Source organism: Nitratireductor sp. GZWM139, assembly GCF_030068685.1.
Lineage (GTDB): Bacteria > Pseudomonadota > Alphaproteobacteria > Rhizobiales > Rhizobiaceae > Nitratireductor > Nitratireductor aquimarinus.
Genome location: NZ_JAMQML010000057.1, coordinates 1 through 975 on the forward strand (window position 1 = coordinate 1; position 975 = coordinate 975).

Here is a 975-nt window from a genome sequence, read left to right on the forward strand (position 1 = left end):
CAGATCATACGCTCACAAGGAAGGTGGGGTCAGAACACCGGTTACGACCATTGAGAGCGGGAATTTCTCCAGTGAGGTCCAGAAGGCCGTTCTGGGTGCGGTGCCGGTGCCGGCGGTTACGGTCAGCAAGGCCTTCGAGATCTATGTGGATGAGATCGTCGCAGACGAACTGATCAACAAGAGCGCCAACCAGCGTGCGCAGTGGAAGAAGGTCAAGCAGCGCGGCGTGAACAATTTCATTGCTCTCGTTGGCGACAAGGAGATGACCGAAATCACGCGTGAAGACGCGCAGCGCTTCTATCGCTACTGGCTGGAAAGGGTTGCGCCCAAGGGCAAGGCAGCCACATACTCGGCGTCTTCCGGCAATCGTGATCTGGGCAACATGCGCGTGCTCTATGAGTCGTATTTTACGCATATGGGAGAGACCGACCGGTTCAACCCGTTCAGCAAGCTGAATTTCCAGGAGCGCAAAAAGCGGACCCGCCCGCCCTTTGATGTCGAGTGGATCTCGAAGACGATCCTGCGGCCTGGTGCGATGGCAACCATGAATGCCGAGGCGCGCGGCATTGCGCTTGCGCTTATCGAGACGGGCGCTCGGCCCAGTGAGCTCGCCAACCTGACCGCAGGCAGCATCCATCTGGCCGGCGATGTTCCTCATCTGTCAATTGAGCCGCGTGTTGACCCGGATGATCCGCGCGAGATCAAGACGGCGTCTTCCGAGCGCAAGCTGCCGCTGGTCGGTGTGGCGCTGGAGGTGTTCAAGAAGCACCCTAATGGCTTCCCGCGCTATCGGAACAGGGAGAACGATCTGTCGGCAGCGCTGAACAAGTTCTTTCGCGAGAATGACTTGTTTCCCAGCCGGAAACACACGATTTATTCGTTCAGGCACTCATTCGAGGATCGGATGAAAATCGCGGGGCTGGATCCCGATGACGTTGCCCCTTGGAGCTAATCCAGTTTGAAATAGACTCTGGC

1 protein-coding gene is annotated in these 975 nt (G+C 57.7%); it reads left to right on the forward strand.

From position 1 onward, the window contains the following. Positions 1–952, forward strand: a 952-nt coding sequence (locus tag NDI72_RS21890; protein WP_283801796.1) for a site-specific integrase, incomplete at its 5' end; no start/stop codon positions are given. Between the last annotated feature and the right edge of the window lie 23 nt (positions 953–975).